Here is a 21,379-nt window from a genome sequence, read left to right on the forward strand (position 1 = left end):
GGACACTGCCGGGGGGCGGCGGGCCGCAGGGGCATCCCGCCCCGGACCCCAGGACGACGCCGCACGCCGGGGCACCGCACGGCAGGAGATGCCAGAGGGCAGGACGCCGGTCGCCAGGGTGCGGCCGCCGGCTACATGTCCTCCGGATCCCAGTCCACCGTCACGACGATCTTGCCGCGGGTCCGGCCCTCCTCGTTGAGCCGGTACGCGTCCGCCGCCCGTTCCAGTGGGAACGTCTCGGAGACGTGCACGCGCACCACGCCCTGTTCCGCCAGATCGGACAGGCGCTGGAGGTCCTCGGGGTCGGGGCGGACGAAGTAGTAGCGGCCGCCGTAGGTCACGACGCCGACGTCGGCGATCGACACCAGGCGGCCTTCGGGGGCCAGCAGGTTGGCCGAGACCTTCAGCGCGTCCCCGCCGACCGTGTCGAACACCGCGTCCACCCCTTCGGGCGCCAGCCCGCGCACGCGCTCGCCCAGGCCCTCGCCGTACACCACCGGCTCCCCGCCGAGGCCGCGCACGAAGTCGTGGTTGGGCTCGCTCGCCGTGCCGATCACCCGGGCGCCGAGGTGGGCGGCGAGCTGCACGGCGATGGAGCCGACCCCGCCGGCCGCGGCGTGCACCAGCACCGTCTCGCCCCGTTTCACCTCGAGCACCTTGACCAGCACCTGGTAGGCGGTGAGCCCGACCAGCGGCAGTCCGGCCGCCTCCTCGAAGGAGAGGTTGCGCGGCTTGCGTGCGAGGGTGCGCAGGGGCGCGGCCACGTACTCGGCGAAAGTGCCGCGGGAGAGGAAGTCCTCGCGTACGTACCCGATGACCTCGTCGCCGACGTCGAACTCCGACACGGCCACGCCGGGCCGTACGACGACGCCCGAGACGTCCCAGCCGGGCACCACGGGGAAGGCGGCTTCGAGGAGCCCTTCGAGGTAGCCCTCGCGGGCCTTCCAGTCGACGGGGTTCACGGACGCAGCCCGCACCTTCACCAGCACCGAGTCCGGGCCGACCTTGGGATCGCGGACCTCGCCGAACGCCAGCACCTCGGGTCCGCCGTACCGTGAGTAGCTGATGGCCTTCATGGCTCCGACCCTCCGTGCTCCCCGCGCGGCACGCAAGCCGGATGGCCTGAACGAACCGGCCGGGGCCTCCCCGGCGCCCCGCGGCGGGAGTTGTCGGCCTATCGTGGCTCCGATCACGTTTCGGCCCCGCTCTGGACGACATACCGACCGGTCGGCATCATGAGTCGGGAACTGTTCACCTGCCCGTAGGAGCGACGCATGAGCCCCGACCACCCGCCCGGACTCGACCTGGACCGGCTGCGCGGCCTGCTCGACCGCGAGCGGCCCGGCCTGGTGAGCGGCGCCCTGTCCGGCCGGCTGATCGAGGGCGGACGGTCGAACCTCACCTACGCCGTCTCCGACGGCACCTCCCGGTGGGTCGTACGGCGGCCCCCGCTCGGCCATGTCCTGGCCACCGCGCACGACATGAAGCGCGAGCACCGCGTGATCAGCGCGCTGCACCCGACCGCCGTGCCGGTTCCGCGGCCGGTGTTGCTGTGCGAGGACGAGGAGGTGCTCGGCTCGCCGTTCTACGTCATGGAGTTCGCCGAGGGCACCCCGTACCGCACGGCCGACCAGCTCGCCCCGCTCGGTCCGGAGCGGACCCGGGGCGCGGTGCTGAACCTGGTGGACGCGCTGGTGGAGCTGCACGCGGTGGACCCGGGCGAGGTGGGGCTCGCCGACTTCGGCCGGCCCGAGGGCTTCCTGGACCGGCAGCTGCGGCGCTGGGGCAAGCAGCTGGACGCCTCGCGCAACCGCGAGCTTGCCGGGATCGACGAGCTGCACGCGACGCTCGGACGGCGGCTGCCCGCCTCCCCCGCCCCGGCCGTGGTGCACGGCGACTACCGGCTGGACAACGTCCTGATCGGCGAGGACGACCGCATCAAGGCGATCCTCGACTGGGAGATGTCAACCCTGGGCGACCCGCTCACCGACCTGGGCCTGCTGGCGATGTACAGCCTGCCGCTCGACGCCCCTGACTCCCCCGTCTCCACGACGGCGGAGGCGCCGGGGCACCCGGACCCGGCCGAACTGATCGAGCGGTACGCCGCCCGCTCGGGGCGCGACGTCTCCGCGGTCTCCTGGTACACGGCGTTCGCCTGGTTCAAGCTCGCCGTGATTCTGGAGGGCATCCACTACCGCTACACCCTGGGCCAGACGGTCGGGCGCGGCTTCGACCGCATCGGCGACCTGGTCCCCGTCTTCATCGAGCACGGTCTCACCACCCTTCAGGAAGGCTGACGGACATGGACTTCGCGTTCGACGCGCGCACCGAGGAGCTGCGCGGCAAACTGCTGGCCTTCATGGACGAGTACGTCTATCCGGCCGAGGCCGTCGCGGAGGAGCAGCGGGCGCAGCTCGCCTCGCCGTGGGAGACCCCGGCGGTGGTCGAGGAGCTGAAGGCCGAGGCGCGCAGGCAGGGCCTGTGGAACCTCTTCCTGCCGGACTCCGAGTACGGTGCCGGGCTCACCAACCTCCAGTACGCGCCGCTCGCCGAGATCATGGGGCGCTCCCCGCACATCGCCCCGACGGTGACGAACTGCGCGGCACCCGACACGGGCAACATGGAGGTGCTCACCCAGTTCGGGGACGAGCAGCAGCGCAAGCAGTGGCTGGAGCCGCTGCTCGCGGGCGAGATCCGCTCGGCGTTCGCGATGACCGAGCCCGATGTGGCCTCCTCGGACGCCACCAACATCACCACGCACATCGAGCGGGACGGCGACGAGTACGTCGTCACCGGCCGCAAGTGGTACATCTCCGGGGCGCTGCACCCGGACTGCAAGATCTTCATCGTGATGGGCAAGACGGACCCGGAGGGTTCGGACATCCGCCGTCAGCAGTCGATGATCCTGGTCCCCCGGGACACGCCGGGCGTGACGATCGAGCGCGCGATGCAGGTCTTCGGCTACGAGGACCACTCCCACGGCGGCCATGCCGAGGTGATCTTCGACCACGCGCGCGTGCCGGCGTCGAACCTCATCGGCGAGGAGGGCGGCGGCTTCGCCATCGCACAGGCGCGGCTGGGTCCCGGCCGGATCCACCACTGCATGCGGCTGATCGGGATGGCGGAGCGGGCGATCGAGCTGATGTGCCGGCGGGCGGTGTCCCGTACGGCCTTCGGGAAGGCGCTGGCGCAGCAAGGTGTGGTGCACAACTGGATCGCGGATGCGCGGGTGACCGTGGAGCAGTTGCGGCTGCTGGTGCTGAAGACCGCGTGGCTGATGGACACGGTGGGCAACAAGGGGGCGCACACCGAGATCCAGTCGATCAAGATCGCTACGCCACGCGCGGTGGTGGACATTCTCGACCGGGCGATCCAGTTGCACGGTGCGGGGGGTGTGAGCCAGGACTTCCCGTTGGCGGAGCTGTACGCGGCGGCGCGGACGCTGATGATCGCGGACGGGCCGGACGAGGTGCATCAGCGGTCGCTGGCGCGGCGGGAGTTGAAGCGGTACGTGTGACGCGGCGGGGCGGCGGGGTTTCTCGCCCCCGCCGCCCCTACCCGTCCCATCTCCAGGGGCTCCGCCCCTTCGACCCCGCCAGGGGGCTGCGCCCCCTGGACCCCCTTCGGCCTGAACGGCCTCGTCCTCAAACGCCGGACGGGCTGGGTTGCGCGGTTACGGGCGCAGGGCTCGCAGCAGCAGGTCCGCCAGGTGGTCGGCCACCTGCTGGGGGCTCATCGGGCCCTCGGGGCGGTACCACGTCGACAGGTGGTGGACGGACCCGAAGTGGTAGTCGACCACCAGGTCCGCCGGGGTCGCCTTGGAGAAGACGCCCGACTGCTGGCCCTCCTCGACCAGCGCGCGGAAGCGCTCGTGGTAGCGGCGGCGCTCGGCGCGGACCTGCTTGTCCTTCTCGGGGCTCAGGTGGTGCATGGACCGCCAGAAGATCATCGCGTCGTCGAGGTTGTCGATGGTCGTCACCACGACGTCCGCGGCCGCGGCCCGCAGCCGCTTCTCCACCGGCTCGTCGGAGCCCGCGACGGCGTCGAGTCTTTCCTGCTGGATGCGCAGCACGCGCGCGTACACCTCGTGCAGGAGGTCGTCCTTGGAGCCGAAGTAGTGGTACAGCGCGCCTTTGGTGACGCCGGCCGCCTCGACGATCTCCTGCACCGAGGTGCGGTCGTAGCCCTGCTCGGCGAAGAGCCGGGTGGCGGCGGCCAGGAGCCGCTGAGGTACGGGGGTGCCGTCCGGGTCCGTGGTCCTGGGCACTGCCGCCACCTGCCTTTCCGTACTGCTGTCAGTTGCCTTGCGTCCGGGAACGAAGCTCCCGACGGAGGATCTTCCCACTGGCCGTCTTCGGCAAGTCCGGCAGGATCTCCACCTGTCGCGGATATTTGTAGGCGGCCAGTCTCTCCTTGCAGTAGGCGGCGAGTGCATCGGGGTCCGTGTCGGCGTCCGGACGCAGGCTGATGTACGCCTTGACGGTCTCCCCGCGATACCCGTCGGGCACGCCGACGACAGCCGCCTCGCGCACCGCCGGGTGTGTGTAGAGCACGTCCTCGACCTCGCGCGGCCACACCTTGAAGCCGGACGCGTTGATCATGTCCTTCTTGCGGTCGACGACGTACAGCCAGCCCTGCTCGTCCATGAAGCCGATGTCGCCGGTGCGCAGTTCGGCCCCGGGGAACGTCTCGGCGGTGGCGTCGGGGCGCCGCCAGTAGCCGGGCACGACCTGCGGCCCCCGGACGACGATCTCGCCCTGCTCGCCGAACGGCACCTCGTCGCCCTTGTCGTCGACGATCCGTACGACCGTGTCGGGGCCGGGCAGGCCGACCGCGAGGGTCCCGGAGACCGGGTCGACGGGCGCCTGAAGACCGGGCGGCACGGAGGCGCACGGCGCGGTGCATTCGGTCAGTCCGTACCCGTTGCGGATGTACGGCCCGAAGCCGGCCCGGAACTTCTCCACCAGCGCGGGCGGCAGCGGGGCGCCGCCGGAGGAGATCACCCGGAAGGAGGAGAAGTGGTCGCGGGTGACGGCCGGATGGGCGGCCAGCGCCATGAAGGCCGTGGACGGGCCGACGGTGTAGTGCGGCCGGTGCTCGGAGAACGCGTCGAGCACGACGCCGGCCTCGAAGCGGTAGGCCAGTACGAGCGTGCCGGCGCTGCTCAGACAGGCGCCGAACTGACAGACCATGCCGGTGATGTGGAACAACGGTGCCAGCGCGAAGTAGACGGGCCGCTCGGGCAGTCCCAGGCCGGTCCGCTGCCGCTCGGCGTTGTACATGATGTTGCCGTGCGTGTTGGTCGCGCCCTTGGGCGTGCCGCTGGTGCCCGACGTGTAGCTGATCAGCGCGATGTCGGAGGGAGCGGGGTCCCGGTCCCCGGGCGCCTTGTGCCCGGCCCGTGCCACGGCGACCAGATCGTCGGCGTCCGGGGCCTGCGGCAGCCGCTCGAAGGTCAGCACGCGCGCGTCGTCCCGCGTCTGGAAGTCCAGCTCGCATCCGGTGAGCACGATCCGCACGGTCGAGTCCGCCGCGGTCTCGCGCAGATACGACTCCCACGCCCGGTCCGAGCAGATCAGCGCGGCGACCTCGCCGTCCCGCAGGACGTGGGCCACCTCGCCCGACTTGTACATCGGGTTGACCGGCACGACGACCGCGCCCGCCTTCCAGGCGCCCAGCACGGCGAGGACGAAGTGCGGGGAGTTCTGGAGCAGCACCGCGACCCGGTCGCCGCGCTCCAGGCCGCGCGCCGCGAGATGGCCGGCGACGGAGTCGCTGAGCTCGTCGACGTCCCGGTAGGTCAGGCGGCCGTCGAAGTAGGCCAGGAAGTCGCTGTCCGGCGTCTCGTCCACGGCCCCGCGCAGCGCGTGCACGAGGGAGTCGGCGGGGCTTATCGCGCCCTTCTGGACGTCGTTCAGCAGGTCCAGCCAGGGTTTGGCCGCGTAGCGGGACTCGGTCACCGGTTCTCCTCCCACTGCTGCTGGATGCGGTTCATGCCGGTCAGCCAGCGGTCGGGGTCACCGGCCCGGGCCTGATAGTACGCGGCGACCTCGGGGTGCGGCAGGATCAGGAAGCGGTCCTCCTCGATGCCCTTGACCAGGGCGTCCGCCACGGCCTCGGGCTCGATCGCGGTCGGCTGGAGCACCAGGTCGCCCGCGCTGCCGGTGGCGGCCAGCATGTCGGTGCGTACGCCCTGCGGGCAGATGGCGTGGACCTTCACGCCCCGGTGCCGGTACGTCAGCGACAGCCACTCGGCGAAGGCGAGCGCGCCGTGCTTGGTGACTGCGTAGGGCGCCGCGCCGATCATGGTGAGCAGCCCGGCGGCGGAGACGGTGGAGACGAAACGTCCGCTGCCCCGCTCCAGCCAGGCGGGCAGCAGCTCGTGAGCGGCCCGGACGTGCGCCATGACGTTCACGTCCCAGGAGGTCGCCCAGGCCTTTTCGTCCAGCGCCTGACCGGTATCGACGCCGTCGAAGGCGACGCCGGCGTTGGCGCAGTAGATGTCGACGCTCCCGTCGAGCGCGCCGCGGGCGTCGGCGACGATCGCCGAGGCGTCACCGGGCACGGCGACACCCCCGACCTCCTCCGCGACGTGCTTGGCCCGCTCGGCGTCCAGGTCATTGACGACGACCCGGGCTCCCTCGGCGGCGAAGCGCCGGGCGAGTGCGGCTCCGATTCCGCCGCCTGCCCCCGTGACAACGACTCCAGCCCCTTGAAAGGCTCCCACCATCGGTCTCCTTAGACGCGGCTCAGCTATGGCGCCAGACTAACCGGTCGGTATGTTTCAAGGAAGGGGCAACCGCAACACCCTTAGGGGCGCGGGGAACTGCGCGACCAGCCACCACGAAAGTGGCACATAACGGATCACGGAGGCCACCCACCCCATGCGCCCCTCAAGACGAGCCTTACTCACGGCGGCCACGGCGGCAGCCGTCTCGGCCACACCCACCGCAACCGCCGCCCAGCGCCCCAGACAACTCCGCACCGGCTTCGAACGACTCGCCCACGACGGCTACACCCCGCTCGACGGCCAGAAGGTCGGCATCGTCACCAACCCCACCGGCATCACCCGCGACGTCCGCCACATCGTCGACGTCATGCACGCGGACACCCGAGTGGATCTGAGGGCCGTCTTCGGCCCTGAACACGGCTTCCGCGGCACCGCCCAGGCCGGCGGTTCCGAGGGCCGTTACGACGACCCGGCGACCGGCCTGCCCGTCTACGACACGTACCTCAAGAGCGGCCGGCCGCTCGCCGACATCTTCACCGCGTCCGGCGTGGACACGGTCGTCTTCGACATCCAGGACGTCGGCGCCCGCTTCTACACGTACATCTGGACCCTGTACGACTGCATGGAGGCCGCGCGGCTCGCCGGCAAGCGGTTCGTGGTTCTGGACCGGCCCAACCCGGTGACCGGGCGGGCGGCCCTCGGACCCGTCCTGCACAAGGAGTTCGCCACGTTCGTCGGTCGGCAGCCGATCTCCCAGGCCCACGGGATGACCGTCGCGGAGCTGGCGCGGCTGTTCAACGAGGAGTTCCTGACCGATCCCGTACCGCTGGAGACCGTGCCGATGTCGGGCTGGAAGCGCTCGGACTTCTACGACGCCTCCGGGCTGCCCTGGGTGCCGCCCAGCCCGAACATGCCGACGCCGGAGACGGCCTTGGTGTACTCGGGGACGTGTCTGTTCGAGGGCACGAACCTGTCGGAGGGGCGCGGCACGACCCGGCCGTTCGAGCTGCTCGGCGCGGAGGGCGTCGACCGGCGCTGGGCCGCGGCCGCGAACGAACTCGCCCTGCCCGGTGTGCGGTTCAGGGAGGCGTACTTCGCGCCCACCTTCTCCAAGTTCCAGGGCAGGACGATCGGCGGTGTGCAGATCCATGTGCACGACCGGAACGCCTTCGACCCCGTACGGACGGGGATCGCCCTGCTCGTGACCGCCAGGAAGGTGTGGAGCGGGTTCGCCTGGCGCCCCGACAACTGGATCGACAAACTCACCGGCTACGCGCGCGTGCGCACGATGATCGACGCGGGCGCGGACACCGACGAGGTCGTGGCGGGGTGGCAGGAGGAGCTGGCGGCGTTCCGGCGGACACGGCGGAAGTACCTCCTCTACCGCTGAGTTCGTCATCGCGCGCCCAATGCGCCCGTGACGTATGGCCAAGCTCCCCCGTTGGCAGGACGATGCGCCACAACGCGCGCGTCACCCGGGGGAACAGGGGGCCTGTCATGGCGGATCAGGCGATGAGCGTGACTCCCTACTGGGAGCTGACCTTCGACGCGGACGGGGACCCGGCGGGCCGTCAGCGCGACCGGCTGCTCGCCGGGGTGACCGAACGGAAGGTGCGCGACCTGGTCGTCTTCGCGCACGGCTGGAACAACGACCGCTCGGGTGCGACCCGGCTCTACGACCGGTTCCTGGCGCCCGTCCCGCGGCTGGCCCCGACGGCCCGGATCGGGTACGTCGGGGTGCTGTGGCCCGCCATGCGGTTCTCCGACGAACCGATCCCGGACTTCCCGCGGGCCGTTGCCGCCGAAACACCCCGGCGCCCGGTGCTCGACAAGGACACGCGGCACGCGCTTCTGGAGTCCTTCCCGGGCCGGGCGATCCTGGTCGACCAGATCGCCCGGCTGCTGGAGCAGCAGCCGCCGGAGGAGGCCGAACTGGAGGAGTTCGGGCGGCTGGTGCGGCTGCTGGTGGAGGTGGTGGCGCCCGGGCCGCAGGCGCTGTTCGCGGCGGACACGGTGGCGGAGGGCGTGCCGCAGAGCGAGCCGGAGATGTTCGCCGGCTCCTCGGCGGCGGCCTGCGAGGAGTTCGCCCGGGCACTGGCCGGCCTCCAAGCGTCCGGCGCGCGGCAGGAGTTCGGTCTCCCCAACCCCTGGGAGGGGGCGCACGAGCTGTTGCGGCAGGCGACGTACTACGCGATGAAGCGGCGCGCGGGAACGGTCGGCGAGCGCGGTCTCGGCCGGGTCGTCGGGCAGCTCGCGAAGGCGGCGCCGGGCGTGCGCGTGCACCTCGTCGGGCACAGCTTCGGCGCGCGGCTGGTCTCGTTCGCGCTGCGCGGCCTCCCCGAGGGCGTGCGCACGGTGAAGTCGGTGACGCTGCTCCAAGGGGCGTTCTCCCACTACGCGTTCGCGGCCCGGCTGCCGCACGACGCGCGCGCCGGAGGGGTGCTCCAGGGGCAGCAGAACCGCGTCGACGGTCCCCTGGTGTGCTGCCACTCCCGGCACGACACGGCCCTGGGCACGATGTATCCGCTGGCCTCGCGCATGGCGGGCGACAGCCGCTCGGTCGCGGACCTCGGCATCGGGCGGGCCCTGGGCGCCAAGTGGGGTGCGATGGGCTACGGCGGGGTGCGGGCGGTGCCGGGCACGCGCGTGTACACCCTCGCCGAGGCGCTGCGGGCGAAGCTGCCCGCCTCGGGGTGCGTGAACGTCGACGCGGCGGCGGTGGTCAGACGCGGTGGCCCGCCCGCCGGCGCGCACAGCGACATCCTGCACGAGGAGCTGGCCCGGCTGGTGCTGGCGGCGGGCCGCATCCGCTGACCCGCCGCCGGACCGTGCCTCACCGATGTGAGGTGAACTCCACGACCTGCTGGTAGGTCGGCCGGTTCTGCCAGCTGATCTTGCCGTGCTTGATACCGCCGAGGGTGCGGTGGTTGATCGAGTCGGCGCACCACTGGTCGCCCGCCGAGCACACGTCGTCGCCCGGGTAGACCTGGGCCGCGGTCTTGCCGGCCGCCTCCTTCAGGGTGCTGACGAGGGTGTCACGGCAGGCGCCGAGCTCTCCGCCCCCGCAGTACTCGCGGGCCAGCGGCCCCCGCACCTGCTCGCCGAGCACGGCCCGGATGTCCTTGTCGACGTAGCTCCACCAGCCGTACTGGAAGGAGCTTCCGGCGTGCGACCCGGTCGGGCCGTGGGCGGCGGACGGGGACTCGTCGACGGGAAGGTTGGCGGTCATCGCCGAGAACAGCTCGCTGCCGAGTCCCGGTTCGAACTCGGCCTTGACCAGCAGCGGCCACCAGGCGTCCAGGATGCGGATCGCGTCGGCGTCGGCGTACTTCTTGGAACCGGCCGACGTCTCCGTGCGCTTGCCGCCCGCGGCGACCCACGCCTGGAGCTTGCCGACGGCGGCTGCCGCGGTGGGGTCGGTGACGGGCGAACTGTTGACGACCTTCAGCAGCTTGGGCAGGACGTCCTGCGCCCGCAGATCGGCGACCCCGGCATCCGCCATCGCCTTCACCAGCGAGGCCCGGGTGACCCCGCCCTGCCTGACCAGCTTCTTCACCCGGTCCTCGAGGAGGTTGCCGCGGTGCACGGAGCCGTTGCCCCAGGGCGCGGCCGTGTAGTCCTTGGCCTGCTTGTTGTTCCAGGAGATGTAGTAGTCCTGGTCGATGGAGTTGGGGTGGGCGGAGGGCGGGGTGTAGTCGGCCGTGTTGGTCGCCGGGTCCCAGCCCCGCCACTCGTGTGCCGGCCGGGCCCAGGCCGGGAACTCGGGGTCGACGCCGTTCGCGCGCACCGGGTTGTCGCCGCTGTTGTAGTACGCGGTGTGCTCGGAGTCGACGTAGAACCAGTTGAAGGTGTAGTTGATGTGCTGCACCGCCTTCTGGAAGGACTCCGGGCCCTTCACGTGGTCCGGGTCGTTCAGCATCTGGAAGCCGATGATGGAGTCGGCCTCGTGCATGAAGGACGAGCGCAGGGAGGTGTAGGCGACCTTCTTGCCGCCGACCGTCGCGCGGTACTCGACGGGTCCGTACTTGGTGCGCCAGACGCGCATCGTGTACGAGCCGGCCGCGGTGCCGTCGGCGACCGTCGGCTTCCAGGCGTTCTTCCGTTCGACTTTCTCCATCGGCGTGCAGGTGCCGCGGTACAGGTAGTGGTAGTCGTCCTGGCACAGCTCGACGGCGTACGTGTCGATGATGTCCTGGCCGGAGGTCGTGGCGCTCCACGAGTAGTCCTGGCCGCGGCCGAGTTCGACGTACATGCTCAGGCCCGCGAAGGAGGCGCCGCGGGCGCTGATGCCCGGCCCCTGGAGCTCCTGAAGGAGGAGCAGCTGGGGCGCGAAGTAGCCGGTCTGCGGGCCGAACACGGCGACCGGGTGGCCGCTGGCGGTGTGCTCGCCGCCCACCACGAGGGCGTTGGACATGCCGCGCTTGGCGGACGACAGGGCCGTCTTGGCCGCCTCCCTGGAGGCGCCGGTGGCGCTCGAGCCGGCCGCGCTGCCCGTACGGTCGTGGACCAGCGGTTCCTGGGTCACCGAGCCGGCGTCGGGCAGGGCCCGGCCCTGCGGGTCGGCCGGTTTGGTCGCGTACGGGAAGCTGCCGTCGTGCTGGGTGAGGACGGCCTCCGGGTCGTTGCGCTCGCGGAAGGACTCCCACACCTTGGTGCCCTCGGCGACGCCGTACTTCTCCTGGGCGGCCAGGAGCGAGAGGGCGTTGTTGACCTCGCCGCCTCCGCCGGAGCCGAACAGCGCGCCGATGACGGACGCCAGGGCGACCATGTCAGTGATCTTGAAGTGCTCGATCTTCCCGGCGTTGGTGACCGAGTCCTTGTGCCCGGTGAGGACGTACTCCCCGGGGAAGTACCGGCCGCTGTCGGAGGCGTCGATGTAGGCGTTGATGCCGTCGAGGTAGGCCTTGACGTCGGCGAGCGCCAGCTTGCCGCGCTCGCCGTTGGTGGCGACGGCGTTGTCGATCTGCGCCTGGAGATCGGCCTCGGAGTAGGGGGCGTGCCGCCAGAACTGCTGTTCCAGGCCCTGGTTGGAGGGCGCGCCGCCCGCGAAGGAGGTGAGCTGACCACGCCCGACGTGTCGGAAGACGTCCATCAGCCACAGCCGGTCCTGGGCGGCCGCGTAGCCGGCACCGAACTCCGTGCCGTATCTGGTGGTACCGGTGATGTGCGGCACACCGGTCTTCTTGTCCCGGACGATCGTCACGTCACCGCGTCCGGCGGGTTTGACGGTGGAGGCGACCTGGTCCGCCGGGACCCCGAAGGACGCGTCGTTGAAGAAGTTGTTGATCTTGTCGTTGGTGAGGCCGGTGTACCCCTTGGCGAGGTCGGCATACGGCCCGAGCTGGTCCTCTGCGTGTTCGGGCTGGGTGCCGAAGGCCTGGTTCAGGAGGATCTGCGCGAGGGTGGCGTTGCCGTTCTGGCCGGGCGGGAGGATGTCCGAACACTGGTTGCCGCAGTAGTCGTTCCCCGCCGCCGTGGTCTGCGCGGTCTCCGTCTCCGAGGCGGCCGCCTGTGACAACGGCGACAAAAGACCTGCGATCAGCGCGCATACCGATGCGGTCTTCAGGAACCCGGGGATTCCGCGGGGAGTTCTCATTCTGTCGAGAACGGTGCGTGGGTTACGCCGTGGCATGTGGGGGGCTCCTCCCGATGGGGATGGGCGGGGATGTTACCGCCGGTATCCCCGGGATTGAAGATGAGCAAGCGTCACTTTTTGGAGTCAGCACAACAGGCACACAAGACACGGCAGTCGACTCAGGGCCTCGTCGGACGGCTTATGGAGGCCATTTGAAATCGGATGGAGCCGATTCGCTTGTCGATACGTCTATTCGGCGACGTCCTTACGACGACGCCGAAGTGACCGGATTACAGGTGCAGGTGTGACGGAGGTGCAGGACGATGGCCGGTTTCCGGAGTCTGGCGAGACAGGTCCGCGATCCGCGGTGCGATCTGGCACTGCGGCGCTATTCGCTGCGCAAGTGCCTTGAGAGGTTCGCCCCTTACGGGCACAGGGCGACCTGGGACCATCTGTGTTCCCGGGCAGGGTTCGGTCCCGAGGACCGGTCCCCCGATCCAGCGCGGCTCGTGGCCGCACTGGACGAACTGGAGGAGGCGCGGGCGGTCTGGCTGGCCTACGAGGTCGAGTTCGCCGAGCGCCGCAAGAAGGAGAAGCACGACGGACTGCGCAGGCCGGGCACGGTGGACGACTGGCACCGGCTGACCTGGGGCGGTTTCGGCGTGGCGTGGTGCGACGATCCGGCGGTCCATCCCCGTGAACCACTGGCCGAGGTGCTGCGCCGGCTGATCGCCGCGCTGGAGCGCGAACCGGGCTCGATGTGCCCGGTGTGTGGCGGGGTGCAACTCGCCTGGAAGTACGACCTGGACCACGAGCCTTCGGCGGGTCCGGTCTGCACGGACTGCGGGATTCTGGTGCCGCGTCCGGTGCTCACGCCCGAGGCTCTGGCGGACGCCAGGCGGGCGAGGGTGTTGGTGTCGGCTTGACGAATGCGGGTGCGCGGGGGGTGCGCCGGGGATGCCGCACCCCCACTGTCGTCGCCGGGGCCGGCTGTCAGTGGTGACTGGCACCATCGGGACATGGTGCAAGTGTGTCTGAACGGTCCGCGGACCGCCGCCGACGGTACGGCGGTGCCGCTGACGCCCGAGTCCATGGCCGACTCGGCCGCCGACGCCGTCGCGGCCGGGGCCACGGACATCCATGTCCATCCCAAGACACCGTGCGGGCGGGACACGTTGTCGCCGCGCGTGCTCGCGGAGACGTTGTCGGCGATCCGGGCGCGGGTGCCGGTGCCGGTGGGTGTGACCACGGGGGCATGGGCCGAGCCGGACCCTGCCGCCAGGCTGGAGCGGATACGGGGCTGGACCGTCCTGCCCGACCACGCCTCGGTCAACTGGCATGAGCCCGGTGCGGAGGAGGTCGCCGCCCTGCTCCTGGATCTGGGGGTGGGTGTGGAGGCCGGCATCTGGTCCGGGACGGACGGTGCGGAGCGGTTCGCCGCCTCGGCGTCGGGGCCGAAGGTGCTGCGGGTGCTGGCCGAGGTGACGGATACCGGGCCTTCGAGTGCGGTGGATTCCGCGCAGGGATTGTTGTCCGACCTGGGTGCCGCGCACGGGCGTCCTGTGCTGCTGCACGGGGAGGACGGGGGCGCGTGGCCGGTGCTGCGGCTTGCGGGCGAGCTGGGCTTGGCGACGCGGATCGGGGTGGAGGATGTGCTGCGTCTGCCGTCTGGACGACCGGCCGGGTCCAACGCGGAGTTGGTCACGGCGGGGTTGGTGGAGTACGAGGCAGGCCACCGAGGTGCTCAGCATCGCTGCTGAGGCCGGGCGGGCCCGCAGCCCGGCGTAGCGGGGTGCCGCTTCTTTGGGACGGGCGCCGCCCTGGAGGTACCTCCCAGGCCCTTAAGGCACTGAGGGAGGCACGACTGCCCGCAGCTAAGCGGACGTGCGGCCCTTGTCCACCATCAGGCGCGAGCCCGCTCGGCGTTCGCCGAAGACGTCGCCCGGGTTGGAGAGGACGCAGGTGTCGAGGGAGAGGCAGCCGCAGCCGATGCAGTCCGTGAGGTGGTCGCGGAGGCGGTTGAGCTGCTTGATGCGTTCGTCCAGCTCCGAGCGCCAGGCCTCCGAGAGCCGCGCCCAGTCCTCCCGGGTCGGCGTCCGCTCCTCGGGAAGCTCCGCCAGCGCCTCGCGGATCGTCGCCAGCGGGATGCCGACCCGTTGCGCGGCCCGGATGAAGGCGACCCGGCGCAGCGTGTCACGCGAGTAGCGGCGCTGGTTGCCCGACGTGCGGCGACTGCTGATCAGGCCCTTGGACTCGTAGAAGTGCAGGGCGGAGACGGCGGCCCCGCTGCGCGCCGACAGCTGGCCGACCGTGAGCTCGTGGATCTTCTCTGAAATCTGGGGCACCCCTCGAACCCTACCGATCGACCCTCCCGAGCCCGTTGACACGGCCCCCGCAGCCGACCATGCTAAGCAGTCGCTTAGAGATACGAGCGCACGCAGACTTCCTGACGCGAGAGGCCGGGACATGGCACAGCCGAGGATCTTCACGTCCGTCGACGACCTGAAGTCGGCGGTGGGCGAGCAACTGGGGTACACCGACTGGCTCGACATCGACCAGAAGCGGATCGACCTCTTCGCGGAGGCCACCGGCGACCACCAGTGGATCCACGTCGACCCGGAGAAGGCCGCGGCGGGCCCCTTCGGCACCACCATCGCCCACGGCTATCTCACGCTGTCGCTGCTCCCCCTCTTCGGGCCGCAGCTGATCTCCGTCGAGGGCGTGAAGATGGGTGTCAACTACGGGACGAACAAGGTCCGTTTCCCCTCCCCCGTCCCCGTCGGCTCCCGGCTGCGCGCCACCGCGACGATCACCGGCGTCGACGACGTGTCCGGCGGCGTCCAGGTGACCGTCGCCTTCACCGTGGAGCGCGAGGGCGGCGACAAGCCCGTGTGCGTCGCCGAGTCCGTCGCCCGCTACTACTTCTGACCCCGGCGGACCATCCTCTGGCCCCGGCGGGCTACCGGCGGGCTTCCTCTCCCCCGGCCCCCACCATCCGCAGCACGAGGTCGGCGTACAGCGCGCCGACCTCGTCCGGCGTCCACGGCCCGTTGACATTGAACCAACGGGCGACGTCGATGCAGAGCGAGAGAACGGCCAGGGTCGTGCCCTTCACGTCCACGACGTCGAACTCACCGGCCGCCACGCCGTCCTCGATGATCGCCCGCACCTCGGCGTCGCACTGCCGACGCAGCGCGAGGATCTCGTCACGGGCGTCCGGACCGAGCGAGTCCAGCTCGTACTGGACGACCCGGGCGGTGGTGCGTCCGCCGGCGTGCCAGCGGACGAAGGAGCTGACCGCACCGGCCAGGCGCTCGCGGGCGGTGCCCTCCCGCCGCGCCGCCGTCCGCAGGATCTCCAGGGCCTTCTCGTGGCCGATCCTGCTGATGCGGTGCAGCAGTTCTTCCTTGGTCTTGTAGTGGATGTAGAGCGCGGCCGGGCTCATCCCGGCCCGGCCCGCGATGTCCCGGGTCGTCGTGGCGTGGTACCCGCGCTCGGCGAAGGCCTCCACCGCGGCGATCAGCAGCCGTCGCGCCGCGTCGGGCGTGACCTCGCCCCACGCCTGCGCCTCGCCGCCGGCCGTCTCCTCCGCCGTACTCATCACTCGCCCCTCTCACCGACAGGGACAACACCATACCGCCGAAGGTGAGCGGGCGCTTAGTGTGGCAGCTCAGCGCTTCTCGAACGGGGCGTACGCGGGCGCCGCACCCTGCGCCGGCCCCTCCTGCCGGTCCCGGATCACCTTGGCGAGGGTGAAGGAGGAGGTGACCAGGTACAGGACGGCGATGGCGAGGAAGCCCCGCACCCAGGCGTCGGCGCTGAGCTGGTAGATGCCGATGGCGGTGGCCGCCATGGCGACGGCGAAGGAGGCGACGGCCTGGCCGTAGAAGGCGGCCGTGTTCTGCTGCTTGCTGCCCGGTGTGTCACTCATGGGGCAAGCTTCGGCGGACGTGGCCCGCGCCACATCCGCCGACATACTCAGGGGCGTACTCAGAACGCCGAAACGCCCGTCAGCGCACGCCCGATGACCAGCTTCTGGATCTGGCTCGTGCCCTCGTAGAGGGTCATCACGCGGGCGTCCCGCAGCAGCTTGCCCGCGGGGTACTCGTCGATGTAGCCGTAGCCGCCGAAGACCTGGAGCGCGTTGTTGGCGGCGCGGACGGCCGCCTCCGAGGCGAACAGCTTGGCCTTGGACGACTCGACGGCGAACGGCCGGCCCCGGTCGATCAGATCGGCGACCCGCCAGGTCAGCAGCCGGGCGGCGTCGACGTCCACGGCGATGTCGCTGATCAGTTCCTGGACCAGTTGGTGGCGGGCGATGGTCTTCCCGAACTGCTCGCGCTCGCCCGCGTACCGCACGGCCGCGTCCAGCGCGGCCTGGGCTATGCCGACGCAGCCCGCGGCGACCGACATCCGGCCCTTGGCGAGGGCGGACATGGCGATCGAGAAGCCCTTGCCCTCCTCCCCCAGCAGCGCCGAGGCGGGCACCCGCACGTCCTCCAGCACGATCTCGGCGGTGGCCTGGCCGCGCAGCCCCAGCTTCCCGTGGATCGTGCGGCGCGTCAGGCCGGGCGTGCCCGTGGGGACCAGGAAGGCGGAGACGCCCTTGTGGCCGGGGGCGTCCGTGGAGCGGGCGAAGAGCAGGACGACGTCGGCCCAGGTGCCGTTGGTGATGAACATCTTGGTGCCGTTGATGACGTAGTCGTCACCGTCCCGCACCGCCCGCGTCGCGAGGTTGCCCGCGTCCGAGCCCGTGCCCGGCTCGGTGAGGCCGAAGCAGCCGACCGACTCACCGGAGGTGAGCCCCGGCAGCCACCGCCGCTTCTGCTCCTCGCTGCCCCAGGCGGCGACGGTCTTCGCGACGAGCCCCAGCGAGACGGAGACGATCCCGCGCACGGACGAGTCGCCCCGGCCGAGTTCCTCCGTGACCAGGCAGTACGCGAGGTGGTCGCCGCCCGAGCCGCCGTACTCCTCGTCGACCGTCAGCCCCAGGAAGCCGACCTCGCCGAGCTTCTTGACGATCCCGCGGTCGACCTCCTCGGCACGGTCCCAGGCGATCGCGTTCGGGGCGATCTCGCGCTCGACGAAGTCCCGGGCGAGCTGCCGTACGGCGGTCTGCTCCTCGCTGAGCTCCAGGTTCACCACAGGTCACTCCACTTGAAAGCCGTACATTTAAATTAGCACTGCTAGTTTCGATCGGCAGCCCTACTATGTGCGCCATGGCCCGACCGCGCAAGCCCTTGCTCAGCACCGACCGGATCGTCGAGACGGCCCGCGCGCTCGTGGACGCGGAGGGCCTCGCGGCCGTCTCCACCCGCCGGCTCGCCGCCGAACTCGGGGTCAGCGGGCCCTCGCTCTACAACCACTTCCGCACCAAGGACGAGATCCTGGAGGCGGTCGCCGACTCGGTGAGCGGCCAAGTGGACCTGACGATGTTCCAGGACGGCCGGGACTGGCGGACCGCGCTGCACGACTGGGCCGTCTCCTACCGGGCCGCGCTGCGCGACCACCCGAACATCGTCCCGGTGCTGGCCCGCGGCCCCGGCCGCCGCCCGGCAGGGCTGCGCCTCGCGGACGCGGTCTACGGCGCGATGGTCGAGGCGGGCTGGCCGCCGGCGCAGGCCACCTCCATCGGCGCGCTGATGCGCTACTTCGTGATGGGCTCCGCGCTCGGCTCCTTCGCCGGGGGATTCGTGGACGACGCGAGCGCCTACGACCCCGCCGACTACCCCCATCTCCAGCAGGCCCACCGCCTCGCCGAGCAGCAGGAGAAGATCGACGAGCGGGCCTTCGAGACCGGCCTGACGGCCCTGCTGGACGGGCTGGCACGGCAGTACGAGCAGGTGCGGCGGACCGCGTAGCACCTCTCGGCGGGACACTTCGGCGCCGGCCGAAGTGTTGGTGTTCCATGCTGGGGGCATGACGACGAGGGACCCGCAGGCCACGAGCCTGGCACGGCTCGCCGCGCTGTTCGCGGACGAGACCCGGGCCGCGTGCCTGCTGGCGCTGCTCGACGGCCGGGCCTGGACCGCGGGCGAGCTGGCGCGGCACGCGGGTGTCGCCGCGTCGACGCTGAGCGAGCACCTCGGCAGGCTCGTCGCGGGCGGGCTGCTCGCCGAGGAGCGGCAGGGCCGGCACCGGTACGTCCGGCTGGCCGACGCGCGGGTCGCGCAGCTCGTGGAGGACCTGGCGGCGCAGGTCGCGCCGGGTACGGCCGTACGGCCGCGGAACCTGCGGGAGTCGAGCGCCGGTTCGGCGATGGCCCGGGGCCGCACCTGCTACGACCATCTCGCCGGGCGGCTCGGCATCGCTGTCACGGACGCGCTGACGGCGCGCGGGCTGCTGCAACAGGAGACCGGGTTCGCGCTCACCGACGCCGGGCTGGCGTGGTTCGAGTCGGCCGGTATCGGTCTCGACCGGCGCGGCCGGCGCCCGCTGGCCCGTGCCTGTCTCGACTGGACCGAACGCCGGCCTCATCTCGCGGGTGTCGCGGGCGCGGCCCTGTGCCGGCACGCCCTGGAGACGGGGTGGTGCGTGCGGATCGGCTCCGAGCGGGCCGTGAAGGTGACGGCTGCCGGTGAACGGGCCCTGTTCGATCTGCTGGGCGTGGAGGCCGCGGCGCTGCGCTGACCCCGAGCCTCCCCCGACAAGCCCACCACCTGCTGAAGCCCCGTCCGAAATTCGCGAGCCTCCGTTCCCTTTCCCCACCTAGCCTCGGGAGCATGATGAACAACACCCCGTCCCGCCCCGCCCGCCGCGCGGAGCTGCTGGCCGCCGCGGCGGCCACGGTGACCGTCGTTCTGTGGGCGTCCGCCTTCGTCTCGATCCGCAGTGCGGGCGAGGCGTACTCGCCGGGGGCACTGGCGCTCGGGCGGCTGCTGGCCGGGGCGCTGACGCTGGGGGTGATCTGCCTGCTGCGGCGGGAGGGGTGGCCGCCGCGCTCGGCCTGGCGGGGGATCGCCATATCGGGCCTGCTGTGGTTCGGCGTGTACATGGTCGCCCTGAACTGGGGCGAGCAACTGGTCGACGCGGGTACGGCCGCCCTGGTGGTGAACACCGGGCCGATCCTCATCGCGCTGCTCGGTGCCCGGTTGCTGGGTGATCCGATGCCGCCGCGGCTGCTGGCGGGGATGGCGGTGTCGTTCGCCGGTGCGGTGACCGTGGGTCTTTCGATGTCCGGCGGGGGCGGTTCCTCGGTGCTCGGGGTGGTGCTGTGCCTGCTGGCGGCGGTCACGTACGCCGCCGGTGTCGTCGCGCAGAAGCCGGCACTGGGCACGGCCAGTCCGTTGCAGGTGACGACCTTCGGCTGCCTGGTCGGCGCCGTGGTGTGCCTGCCGTTCGCCGGACAGCTCGTCCAGGAGGCCGCCGAAGCACCGGCCTCCGCGACACTCAACATGGTGTACCTGGGCGTCTTCCCCACCGCCCTCGCCTTCACGACGTGGGCGTACGCCCTGTCCCGGACGACCGCGAGCCGGATGGGCGCGACGACGTACGCGGCGCCCGCGCTGGTCGTGCTGATGTCCTGGCTGTTCCTCGGCGAGGTGCCGGGGCTGCTCACCCTGGTCGGCGGTGCGCTGTGCCTGGCGGGTGTCGCGGTGTCCCGGTCGCGGTCGCGTTCGCGGGCGGCGGCTCGGGCCGGGGATCCGGGAGCGGATGCGGAACCCCGGCCCGAGCGGACTGCGGACTCAGCCCGCTGACTCGGCTTCCGCCTTGGCCTCGGGCGCGGCCTCCGGTTCCGCCGCACGCGCCCGGTCCGCGAGGACCTTGATCGACACCAGGGCGATCACCGAGAGCGCGATGATGTAGCCGGACACCGCCATCGAGGTGCCCGTCGCCTCCAGCAGCAGCACCATGACGAAGGGGGCGAGGCCGCCGCCGGCGACGGCCGCGATCTGGTAGCCGAGGGAGGCGCCGGTGTAGCGCATCTCGGGCGTGAACAGCTCGGCGAACAGGGCGGCCTGGGGGCCGTACATGATGCTCAGGAAGCAGCTGGCGACGAAGGTGCCGACCGCGAGCCACAGCAGCGAGCCGGTGTCGATCAGCAGGAAGAGCGGTACGGCCCACAGCGCGATGCCGGCGGCCCCGAAGGCGTAGATCCGGATGCGGCCGATGCGGTCGGAGAGGGCGGCGGCGGCCGGGATCAGCACGAGCTGGGTGAGGCTGACGCAGAGCGAGACCATGAGCACCGGGCCCTTCTCCATGTCCAGCTCGCGGGTCGTGTAGTCGAGGACGCCGGTGATGAGGATGTAGAAGGTCGCGGTGTTCACGGCGAAGGAGCCGCCGGCGAGGAGCACCGTGCCGAGGTGGCCGCGCAGGATCGTGCGCAGCGGCGAGCTCTGCTCGGACTTCTCCTGCTCCGCGAGGGCGCGTTCGGCCTCCTTGAACGCCGGGGTCTCCTCGACGCGGGTGTGGATGTACCAGGCGAGGCCGAGCACGAGCAGGCCGACCAGGAACGGCACGCGCCAGCCCCAGGCCGCGAACGCCGAGTCGGTGGTGAGGGCGCCGGCGGCCAGGAAGACCGTGTTGGCGGTCACCACGCCGATGGGGACGCCGAGCTGGACGACGCTGCCGTAGACGCCGCGCTTGCCCTCCGGGGCGTACTCGGTGGCCAGGAGCATCGCGCCGCCCCACTGGGCGCCGACGGCGACGCCCTGGGCGATGCGGAGCAGGACGAGCAGGATCGGGGCGGCGACGCCGATCGTGTCGTACGTCGGCAGCAGGCCGATGCCGGTGGTGGCCACGCCCATCAGCGTGAGCGCGAGGACCAGCATCGGCTTGCGGCCGCGCTTGTCGCCGAGGTGGCCGGCGACGATGCCGCCGAGGGGGCGGGCGAGGAAGCCGACGGCGAACGTGGCGAAGGAGGCCATGACGCCGGCGGTGGGACTGCCGGCGGGGAAGTAGAGGTCGCCGAGGACGAGGGCGGCGGCGATGCCGAAGACGAAGTAGTCGTACCACTCGACGGCCGAGGCGAGGGCCGCGGCGGTGGCTACGCGGCGGCGGTTGCCCACGGCGGGCGCGGTCGAGGCGGGCGGCTGAGCGGAAGGGGCCGTGTCCATGTGGTGCACGCTCCGGTG

General features: G+C 71.4%; 20 protein-coding genes. 10 read left to right on the forward strand and 10 right to left on the reverse strand.

Annotation, left to right across the window (positions count from 1 at the left end):
- Window positions 1-131: 131 nt before the first annotated feature.
- Window positions 132-1,076, reverse strand: a complete 945-nt coding sequence (locus tag CP976_RS09535; RefSeq protein ID WP_150479943.1) for an NADP-dependent oxidoreductase — start codon at window positions 1,074-1,076, stop codon at window positions 132-134.
- Window positions 1,077-1,274: 198 nt separating this feature from the next.
- Here CP976_RS09535 and CP976_RS09540 point away from each other — a divergent pair, with 198 nt between their 5' ends.
- Window positions 1,275-2,297 carry a phosphotransferase family protein gene (locus tag CP976_RS09540; protein WP_150479944.1) on the forward strand — a complete coding sequence of 341 codons (1,023 nt, stop codon included), beginning with the start codon at window positions 1,275-1,277 and terminating at the stop codon, window positions 2,295-2,297.
- A gap of 5 nt (window positions 2,298-2,302) precedes the next feature.
- Window positions 2,303-3,517 (forward strand): acyl-CoA dehydrogenase, encoded by a 1,215-nt coding sequence (locus tag CP976_RS09545; protein ID WP_150479945.1) that lies wholly within the window; start codon window positions 2,303-2,305, stop codon window positions 3,515-3,517.
- A 156-nt stretch (window positions 3,518-3,673) separates the two neighbouring features.
- Here CP976_RS09545 and CP976_RS09550 read toward each other — a convergent pair whose 3' ends face one another.
- The 3 genes from CP976_RS09550 to CP976_RS09560 are packed head-to-tail and all read right to left on the reverse strand — an operon-like array spanning window position 3,674 to window position 6,730.
- Window positions 3,674-4,267: a TetR/AcrR family transcriptional regulator gene (locus CP976_RS09550; protein ID WP_150479946.1), complete on the reverse strand. Its 594-nt coding sequence runs from the start codon at window positions 4,265-4,267 to the stop codon at window positions 3,674-3,676.
- A 28-nt stretch (window positions 4,268-4,295) separates the two neighbouring features.
- Window positions 4,296-5,960 carry a class I adenylate-forming enzyme family protein gene (locus CP976_RS09555; RefSeq protein ID WP_150479947.1) on the reverse strand — a complete coding sequence of 555 codons (1,665 nt, stop codon included), beginning with the start codon at window positions 5,958-5,960 and terminating at the stop codon, window positions 4,296-4,298.
- On the reverse strand, window positions 5,957-6,730 hold the full coding sequence (locus CP976_RS09560; protein WP_150479948.1) for an SDR family oxidoreductase: 774 nt from the start codon (window positions 6,728-6,730) through the stop codon (window positions 5,957-5,959). Before CP976_RS09560 ends, CP976_RS09555 begins: the two co-directional genes overlap by 4 nt.
- A gap of 154 nt (window positions 6,731-6,884) precedes the next feature.
- Here CP976_RS09560 and CP976_RS09565 point away from each other — a divergent pair, with 154 nt between their 5' ends.
- Window positions 6,885-8,120, forward strand: a complete 1,236-nt coding sequence (locus CP976_RS09565) for an exo-beta-N-acetylmuramidase NamZ family protein (protein WP_150479949.1) — start codon at window positions 6,885-6,887, stop codon at window positions 8,118-8,120.
- 107 nt (window positions 8,121-8,227) lie between these two features.
- Window positions 8,228-9,544 (forward strand): serine-threonine protein kinase, encoded by a 1,317-nt coding sequence (locus CP976_RS09570; RefSeq protein ID WP_150479950.1) that lies wholly within the window; start codon window positions 8,228-8,230, stop codon window positions 9,542-9,544.
- Between the two features lie 19 nt (window positions 9,545-9,563).
- Here CP976_RS09570 and CP976_RS09575 read toward each other — a convergent pair whose 3' ends face one another.
- Window positions 9,564-12,362, reverse strand: coding sequence for a penicillin acylase family protein (locus CP976_RS09575; RefSeq protein WP_150479951.1), 2,799 nt, complete (start codon window positions 12,360-12,362; stop codon window positions 9,564-9,566).
- 266 nt (window positions 12,363-12,628) lie between these two features.
- Here CP976_RS09575 and CP976_RS09585 point away from each other — a divergent pair, with 266 nt between their 5' ends.
- Both CP976_RS09585 and CP976_RS09590 read left to right on the forward strand, forming a co-directional pair.
- A complete protein-coding gene (locus CP976_RS09585) occupies window positions 12,629-13,231 on the forward strand; it encodes a hypothetical protein (protein ID WP_150479952.1) in 603 nt (200 codons plus the stop codon).
- Between the two features lie 93 nt (window positions 13,232-13,324).
- Window positions 13,325-14,065 (forward strand): 3-keto-5-aminohexanoate cleavage protein, encoded by a 741-nt coding sequence (locus CP976_RS09590; RefSeq protein WP_167537310.1) that lies wholly within the window; start codon window positions 13,325-13,327, stop codon window positions 14,063-14,065.
- Between the two features lie 114 nt (window positions 14,066-14,179).
- Here the strand turns inward: CP976_RS09590 and soxR are convergent, their stop codons facing one another.
- Window positions 14,180-14,650, reverse strand: a complete 471-nt coding sequence (soxR, locus tag CP976_RS09595; protein WP_086846866.1) for a redox-sensitive transcriptional activator SoxR — start codon at window positions 14,648-14,650, stop codon at window positions 14,180-14,182.
- A 121-nt stretch (window positions 14,651-14,771) separates the two neighbouring features.
- Here soxR and CP976_RS09600 point away from each other — a divergent pair, with 121 nt between their 5' ends.
- Window positions 14,772-15,233: a MaoC family dehydratase gene (locus CP976_RS09600; RefSeq protein WP_150479953.1), complete on the forward strand. Its 462-nt coding sequence runs from the start codon at window positions 14,772-14,774 to the stop codon at window positions 15,231-15,233.
- Between the two features lie 31 nt (window positions 15,234-15,264).
- Here CP976_RS09600 and CP976_RS09605 read toward each other — a convergent pair whose 3' ends face one another.
- The 3 genes from CP976_RS09605 to CP976_RS09615 all read right to left on the reverse strand — a co-directional run bounded on the left by CP976_RS09605 (window position 15,265) and on the right by CP976_RS09615 (window position 17,447).
- Window positions 15,265-15,906 (reverse strand): TetR/AcrR family transcriptional regulator, encoded by a 642-nt coding sequence (locus CP976_RS09605; RefSeq protein ID WP_150479954.1) that lies wholly within the window; start codon window positions 15,904-15,906, stop codon window positions 15,265-15,267.
- Between the two features lie 69 nt (window positions 15,907-15,975).
- On the reverse strand, window positions 15,976-16,236 hold the full coding sequence (locus CP976_RS09610) for a YiaA/YiaB family inner membrane protein (protein ID WP_150479955.1): 261 nt from the start codon (window positions 16,234-16,236) through the stop codon (window positions 15,976-15,978).
- A 59-nt stretch (window positions 16,237-16,295) separates the two neighbouring features.
- The gene (locus CP976_RS09615) at window positions 16,296-17,447 is read right to left on the reverse strand and encodes an acyl-CoA dehydrogenase family protein (protein ID WP_150479956.1); all 1,152 of its coding nucleotides are present in this window, start codon (window positions 17,445-17,447) and stop codon (window positions 16,296-16,298) included.
- Window positions 17,448-17,524: 77 nt separating this feature from the next.
- On the opposite strand from CP976_RS09615, the gene CP976_RS09620 reads away from it, so the two are divergent.
- The 3 genes from CP976_RS09620 to CP976_RS09630 all read left to right on the forward strand — a co-directional run bounded on the left by CP976_RS09620 (window position 17,525) and on the right by CP976_RS09630 (window position 20,002).
- Window positions 17,525-18,166, forward strand: coding sequence for a TetR/AcrR family transcriptional regulator (locus tag CP976_RS09620; RefSeq protein ID WP_150479957.1), 642 nt, complete (start codon window positions 17,525-17,527; stop codon window positions 18,164-18,166).
- A 58-nt stretch (window positions 18,167-18,224) separates the two neighbouring features.
- Window positions 18,225-18,935 carry an ArsR/SmtB family transcription factor gene (locus tag CP976_RS09625; RefSeq protein WP_150479958.1) on the forward strand — a complete coding sequence of 237 codons (711 nt, stop codon included), beginning with the start codon at window positions 18,225-18,227 and terminating at the stop codon, window positions 18,933-18,935.
- Between the two features lie 92 nt (window positions 18,936-19,027).
- Window positions 19,028-20,002 carry a DMT family transporter gene (locus CP976_RS09630; protein ID WP_167537311.1) on the forward strand — a complete coding sequence of 325 codons (975 nt, stop codon included), beginning with the start codon at window positions 19,028-19,030 and terminating at the stop codon, window positions 20,000-20,002.
- Here CP976_RS09630 and CP976_RS09635 read toward each other — a convergent pair.
- The gene (locus tag CP976_RS09635; protein ID WP_150479959.1) at window positions 19,991-21,361 is read right to left on the reverse strand and encodes an MFS transporter; all 1,371 of its coding nucleotides are present in this window, start codon (window positions 21,359-21,361) and stop codon (window positions 19,991-19,993) included. The genes CP976_RS09630 and CP976_RS09635 overlap by 12 nt on opposite strands.
- Between the last annotated feature and the right edge of the window lie 18 nt (window positions 21,362-21,379).

The organism is Streptomyces coeruleorubidus (assembly GCF_008705135.1).
Taxonomy (GTDB): Bacteria; Actinomycetota; Actinomycetes; order Streptomycetales; family Streptomycetaceae; genus Streptomyces; species Streptomyces coeruleofuscus.

Bases quoted from the DNA above. Each gene is read 5' to 3' on its own strand.
- CP976_RS09560 (WP_150479948.1), bottom strand. From the start codon at position 6,730: ATGGTGGGAGCCTTTCAAGGGGCTGGAGTCGTTGTCACGGGGGCAGGC.
- CP976_RS09535 (WP_150479943.1), bottom strand. From the start codon at position 1,076: ATGAAGGCCATCAGCTACTCACGGTACGGCGGACCCGAGGTGCTGGCG.
- CP976_RS09545 (WP_150479945.1), top strand. From the start codon at position 2,303: ATGGACTTCGCGTTCGACGCGCGCACCGAGGAGCTGCGCGGCAAACTG.
- CP976_RS09600 (WP_150479953.1), top strand. From the start codon at position 14,772: ATGGCACAGCCGAGGATCTTCACGTCCGTCGACGACCTGAAGTCGGCG.
- CP976_RS09565 (WP_150479949.1), top strand. From the start codon at position 6,885: ATGCGCCCCTCAAGACGAGCCTTACTCACGGCGGCCACGGCGGCAGCC.
- CP976_RS09635 (WP_150479959.1), bottom strand. From the start codon at position 21,361: ATGGACACGGCCCCTTCCGCTCAGCCGCCCGCCTCGACCGCGCCCGCC.
- CP976_RS09590 (WP_167537310.1), top strand. From the start codon at position 13,325: ATGGTGCAAGTGTGTCTGAACGGTCCGCGGACCGCCGCCGACGGTACG.
- CP976_RS09570 (WP_150479950.1), top strand. From the start codon at position 8,228: ATGGCGGATCAGGCGATGAGCGTGACTCCCTACTGGGAGCTGACCTTC.
- CP976_RS09610 (WP_150479955.1), bottom strand. From the start codon at position 16,236: ATGAGTGACACACCGGGCAGCAAGCAGCAGAACACGGCCGCCTTCTAC.
- CP976_RS09585 (WP_150479952.1), top strand. From the start codon at position 12,629: ATGGCCGGTTTCCGGAGTCTGGCGAGACAGGTCCGCGATCCGCGGTGC.
- CP976_RS09575 (WP_150479951.1), bottom strand. From the start codon at position 12,362: ATGCCACGGCGTAACCCACGCACCGTTCTCGACAGAATGAGAACTCCC.
- CP976_RS09605 (WP_150479954.1), bottom strand. From the start codon at position 15,906: ATGAGTACGGCGGAGGAGACGGCCGGCGGCGAGGCGCAGGCGTGGGGC.
- CP976_RS09630 (WP_167537311.1), top strand. From the start codon at position 19,028: ATGATGAACAACACCCCGTCCCGCCCCGCCCGCCGCGCGGAGCTGCTG.
- CP976_RS09625 (WP_150479958.1), top strand. From the start codon at position 18,225: ATGACGACGAGGGACCCGCAGGCCACGAGCCTGGCACGGCTCGCCGCG.
- CP976_RS09540 (WP_150479944.1), top strand. From the start codon at position 1,275: ATGAGCCCCGACCACCCGCCCGGACTCGACCTGGACCGGCTGCGCGGC.
- CP976_RS09620 (WP_150479957.1), top strand. From the start codon at position 17,525: ATGGCCCGACCGCGCAAGCCCTTGCTCAGCACCGACCGGATCGTCGAG.